The 5,166-nt window shown below is 70.8% G+C and carries 5 protein-coding genes and 2 pseudogenes; 5 read left to right on the top strand and 2 right to left on the bottom strand.

All coding sequences use genetic code 11. The features are described from left to right. The 5 genes and pseudogenes from HET64_RS39460 to HET64_RS36285 form a co-directional block, all read left to right on the top strand. Positions 1 to 482 (top strand): annotated as a pseudogene (locus tag HET64_RS39460) (ATP-binding protein); the annotation flags it as partial. A 114-nt stretch (positions 483 to 596) separates the two neighbouring features. Further along, on the top strand, positions 597 to 1,013 hold the full coding sequence (locus HET64_RS36300) for a roadblock/LC7 domain-containing protein (protein WP_007447032.1): 417 nt from the start codon (positions 597 to 599) through the stop codon (positions 1,011 to 1,013). Continuing rightward, positions 1,010 to 1,366, top strand: coding sequence for a DUF742 domain-containing protein (locus HET64_RS36295; RefSeq protein WP_215111494.1), 357 nt, complete (start codon positions 1,010 to 1,012; stop codon positions 1,364 to 1,366). Before HET64_RS36300 ends, HET64_RS36295 begins: the two co-directional genes overlap by 4 nt. Continuing rightward, positions 1,347 to 1,961 carry an ATP/GTP-binding protein gene (locus HET64_RS36290; protein WP_215111493.1) on the top strand — a complete coding sequence of 205 codons (615 nt, stop codon included), beginning with the start codon at positions 1,347 to 1,349 and terminating at the stop codon, positions 1,959 to 1,961. Before HET64_RS36295 ends, HET64_RS36290 begins: the two co-directional genes overlap by 20 nt. Continuing rightward, positions 1,958 to 3,229, top strand: a complete 1,272-nt coding sequence (locus HET64_RS36285) for a cytochrome P450 (protein ID WP_215111492.1) — start codon at positions 1,958 to 1,960, stop codon at positions 3,227 to 3,229. Before HET64_RS36290 ends, HET64_RS36285 begins: the two co-directional genes overlap by 4 nt. Positions 3,230 to 3,301: 72 nt before the next feature. Here HET64_RS36285 and HET64_RS36280 read toward each other — a convergent pair whose 3' ends face one another. After that, a complete protein-coding gene (locus HET64_RS36280) occupies positions 3,302 to 4,453 on the bottom strand; it encodes a cytochrome P450 (protein WP_215111491.1) in 1,152 nt (383 codons plus the stop codon). A 206-nt stretch (positions 4,454 to 4,659) separates the two neighbouring features. Then, positions 4,660 to 5,166 (bottom strand): annotated as a pseudogene (locus HET64_RS36275) (cellulose-binding protein); the annotation flags it as partial.

Raw genomic sequence — 5,166 nt, 5'->3', positions numbered from 1 at the left:
CCCCCGTACAGCCGTCACCGTCCTCCACACAGCCGCCCGTCGCCCCCGCGCCCCTGCCGCCCTCCGTGCCCGAAGCGGTCGCGCCCGCCGCCGCAACGCCTCCGGCGCCCGCGGCGGCGGAGAACCACCTCGTGGTCCGTCCGCGCGCGCACGGGCGGGAGGCCACCGGCCCGGCGGTGAGCTCCACCCCCGGCGGCCTGCCCGTACGCACGCCCGGCCGCACCATGGCGGAGGCGGACCGGGAGCGCGGCCGCCACCGCGGCTCGCCCGCGCCCGCCTCTCCGGGGGACCCGCGCGGCACCACACCGCGGACCTCACCGCCACGCAGCGCGGGACAGCAGTTCGGCGCCTTCGGGCGCGGTACCAAGCCCGCAGGCAATCCCGGAGGCAATCCCGGAATTCCCGAAGGCAGGGCCGGAGACCCCGACGGCAGAGCCGAAGGACCCGACGGCGGGACCGTACCGCCGACCACCGCTCCGTAACCCGGAACGCCCATCCGTTCGGTGTCCGGTCCACCGGACGCGCTCGCTCGAACACCCGAGATTGGAGGTACGGGCCCTCGCCGCTCCCCCGGCGCCGCGGTCCCGTCACTCATCATGCAGACCACAGACAACAGCCTCACCTGGCTCCTGCAGAGGCTCCTCGAGCAGACCCCCGGCACCCGGCACGCCCTGGCCCTGTCACGCGACGGGCTCAAGCTCTGCTGGACCGAGCACCTCACCCTCGACCAGGCCGATCAACTGGCGGCCATCTGCTCGGGCATGCAGGCACTCGCGCAGGGCGCTTCCATCGAGTTCGGCGACAGCACCGGAGGCGTCCGGCACTCGATGACCGAGTTCCACGGCGGTCTGCTCTTCATCGTCGAAGCGGGTGAGGGCGCGCATCTGGCCGTCGTCGCCACGGAGGAGGCCGACCCCAGCGTGGTGGGCCACCAGATGACGGAGATGGTCGAGCAGATCGGCGAGCACCTGCGCGCCGCCCCACGCGGCGAGGTGCCGAGGAGCGCGTCATGACCCTTCGCCCCGTCGACACCGGAGCTCCCGACCGGCTCTACACGGTCACCGGCGGACGGAGCCGTTCCGCCGACTCCTTCGACCTGGTGACCCTCGTGGTCAGCGAATGCCGGCCCACCGCCGGAATGCAGTCGGAGCACGCGCAGATCCTCGACCTGTGCCGCCACCCGACCGCCGTCGTCGAGATCGCCGCCGAACTCTCGCTTCCCGTCACCGTGGTGCGCATCCTGCTCGACGACCTCCACGACATGGGCCGCATCACCGCCCGCCACCCCCGTACGGCCGCCTCACCGAGCGCGCTCCCCGACTCCGACCTGCTGAAGGAGGTGCTCCATGGACTCCGGAAGCTATGAGCTGCCGGACCGGCGCACGCCGCTGGCCGACGCCGCGGAAACCGGCCTGAAGATAGTCGTCGTCGGAGGATTCGGCGTCGGCAAGACCACGCTCGTCCACTCGGTGAGCGAGATCCGGCCGCTGAACACCGAAGAGGTGATGACGCAGGCGGGCGTCGGCGTCGACGAGACGGACGGCGTCGACGCCAAGACGACCACCACGGTCGCCTTCGACTTCGGACGGATCAGCCTCAACGAGCGCATCGTGCTCTACCTGTTCGGCGCTCCGGGACAGGAACGCTTCTGGTTCCTGTGGGACCGGCTGTTCTCCGGCACGCTCGGCGCCGTGGTCCTCGTGGACACCCGTCGGATGGGCGACTCCTGGTACGCGATCGACCGGCTGGAGCACCACGGCACACCGTTCGTGGTGGCGGTCAACCGCTTCGACGACGACCTCGCCCACTCCCTCGACGAGATCCGTCAGGCCCTGGCGCTGCCCGAGCACATCCCGATGATCGACTGCGACGCCCGGGTCCGACGGTCCAGCAAGAACGTACTGATCACGCTCGTCGACCATCTGCGCACGATGGCCATCGCCCGGGAGACGACACCATGAGCACCTCCAGCCCCTCCTTCGGTCCCCAGGCCCCCTCCGGCTGCCCGGTCGGTGCCGGCGGCGCCGGCGCGGTGCGGCTGTCCGGAGCCTCCTACCAGCAGACGCCCACGGAGCTCTACCGTTCGCTGCGACGGGATCACGGGGCGGTGGCGCCGGTACTGCTGGACGGTGACGTTCCGGCCTGGCTGGTCCTCGGCTACGCCGAACTGTCCTACGTCACCACGCACGACGAGCTGTTCGCGAGGGACTCACGCCGCTGGAACCAGTGGGAGAGAATTCCCCCGGACTGGCCGCTGATGCCGTTCGTCGGCTACCAGCCCTCCGTGCTCTTCACCGAGGGCGACGAGCACCGGCGCAGGGCCGGTGTCATCACCGAAGCCCTCGAAGGCATCGACCAGTTCGAGCTGGCACGCGACTGCCGGCGCATCGCCGACCGGCTCATCGCGGACTTCGCCGGAAGCGGCCGGACGGAACTGATGAGCAGTTACGTCCACGCCCTGCCGATGCGGGCCGTGGTCCAGATGTGCGGCATGCCCGTGTCGGGCTCCGACACCCAGCAGCTGGTGGACGACCTGCGCATCTCGCTCGACGCCGGCGAGGGCGACGACCCGGTGGCGGCCTACGGACGCGTCGGCGACCGGCTGCGCCAACTGGTCAAGGACAAGCGGGCGGCCCCCGGCGCCGACGTCACCTCCCGCATGGTGACGCACGGGGCGGGCCTCACGGACGAGGAGATCGTCCAGGACCTGATCTCGGTGATCGCCGCCGCCCAGCAGCCCACCGCGAACTGGATCTGCAACACGCTGCGGCTGCTCCTGACGGACGAACGCTTCGCGCTGAACGTGTCCGGCGGTCGGCTCAGCGTCGGTGAGGCGCTCAACGAGGTGCTGTGGCTCGACACCCCGACGCAGAACTTCATCGGCCGCTGGGCCGTACGGGACACCCAGCTCGGCGGCCGGCACATCCGGGCGGGCGACTGCCTGGTCCTCGGACTCGCCGCGGCCAACACCGACCCGGAGATCTGGCCGGAGAGTTACGTCGGCGCCGAGAACTCCGCGCACCTGTCGTTCAGCGGCGGCGAACACCGCTGCCCCTACCCCGCACCGCTGCTGGCCGACGTGATGGCCCGTACGGCGGTGGAGACGCTGCTGGAACAGCTGCCGGACCTGATGCTGGCGGTCCAGCCGGCGGAGCTCTCCTGGCGTCCTTCGATCTGGATGCGCGGGCTGTCGACACTGCCCGTCCAGTTCAGCCCGATGGCGCAGTAGCGGACCCCTCGCCGAGCGAGCGGCCGGAGTCCGTGGTGGATCCGGCCGCTCGGGTCGACGCCGACGTTCCGGTCAGCCGGACACCGGCGTGAAGCGGACCGGCAGGCTCTGCGGTCCCCGGGTGAAGACACCGCGCTCGACCGGGTCGAAACCGTCGGCCAGCCGCAGATCCGGCATGGCGTCCAGCAACTGGCCCACCCCGATCTCGACCTCGGCCTTGGCCAGCAGGGCACCGACGCAGAAGTGCCGGCCGAGTGCGAAGGCGAGATGGTCGGCCGCCGCCGAGAAGGCGTTCGTGGCGGTCAGGTCCTCACGGAAGATGTCGAAGGAATCGGGGTTCCGGTAGCGGTCCTCGTCACGGTTGGCGGCGCCTATCAGACAGGTGACCGTGACCCCCGCCGGTACGGTGCCGCCGCTGAGCGCCACCTCCGTCGCCGACTTGCGCATGATCATGTGCACCGGCGGTGTGTAGCGCAGCGTCTCGGCGAAGGCGCGGGATATCAGGGTGCGGTCGGCGCGGACCGCCGCCAGCTGCTCCGGGTGGCGCAGCAGATTGGTGAAGATGCCGGCGATGGCCTTGTCGGTGGTCTCGCCCCCGGCGGCCAGCAGCAGACTGCAGAACGCCTTGATGTCCTCGTCGCCCATCCGGACGCCGTCGACCTCCGCGGTGCACAGGGTCGACAGCAGATCGTCGCCCGGCGCCTCCCGCCGCTTCCGGATGATCGGCAGCATGTACTCGGCGAACTCGACGCGCGTACGCTCACCGGCCCGTGCCACCTCCGCATCACCGGAGAGATTGCCGAGAAACGCGATGACGGCCGTGTACCAGCCGTGAAATCGCTCATAGTCGGACTTGTCCAGTCCGAGCATGTCGGCAATGACGTTGACAGGAAAGCGGGTGGCGTAGTCCGCGACCAGATCGACGGAACCCGCATCACGGAACCCGTCGATCAATTCGCGCGAATTGCGCTCGATGACCGGTAAAAACTTCTCCCGCAGATCGCTGCCCCGGAAGGCCGGTGCGACCAGAGCCCGCCGCACGGCGTGCTCGCGCCCGCTGAGCTGGAGAATCGTCCGCCCGTGCACGGGTTCGATCTGCCAGTCGTAGTTCTCCGTGGTGAATTCGCCTTCTTTGTCCTTGAAGACGCGCTCGACGTCCTCGTAACGCGAGACGATGTAACTGCCGGTGGCCTCGTGCCACATCAGGGGCGTGTCCTGACGCATCAGGCGATACGCCCGATACGGATCTCTCTCGAACTCCGGTGACAAAATGTCCGGCGCTGGGACCGACATGAACACTCCCTGCTGAACGGGGAACGGAAACGTGTGGACTGAACGCTTCCATCACCTCCCGAGAACACGCGTTCGTCAAGAGTTGCCACCCGTTGCGACCTGCCGGGACCCGCTCGGTCCTCCGCTCGACCCTCCGCTCAGCCCTCCGGCGCGTCCGGCCCCGACGCCACCCGCCCCGTCAGCGCCGCCAGCGAGCTGCGCACGTGCGCCATGTGCGCCTGGACCTCCTCGCGGCCCTCCTCGTGCTCCCGCAGGATCCGCTCCGTCTCCCGCACCACCCGCTCCTCACGGACCCGGGCCTCCGCGAGCAGCTCCGCCGCCCGCGCCTCCGCGTCCTCCTGGCCGTGCCGGGCCGCCTCCTGCGTGGCGGCGAGGTCCCGGCCCGCCTCCGCGAGCAGCGCCTCGACCCGCTCGGTCAGCCCCGCGAACCGGGCCTCCGACGCCGCCTCCCGGTCGGCCAGTTCGGCCTCGGCCGCCTTGCGGCGCTCCGCGTGCTCCTGCTCCTGGTGGGCCAGCACGCTCGCCGTACGGTCACGGGTCGCCGCCATCGCCGCGGCGGCGGCCGACCGCGCCTCCTCGGCGTCCTGCCGAGCCGCGGCGAGCAGCCCCTCCGCCTCCCGGACCGCCCCGGCCACCCGCTCACC

It is taken from the genome of Streptomyces sp. McG3 (genome assembly GCF_018619185.1).
Lineage (GTDB): Bacteria > Actinomycetota > Actinomycetes > Streptomycetales > Streptomycetaceae > Streptomyces.
The sequence above is the reverse complement of the archived record's forward strand: the minus strand, read 5'-3'. Positions and strand labels throughout refer to the sequence as shown.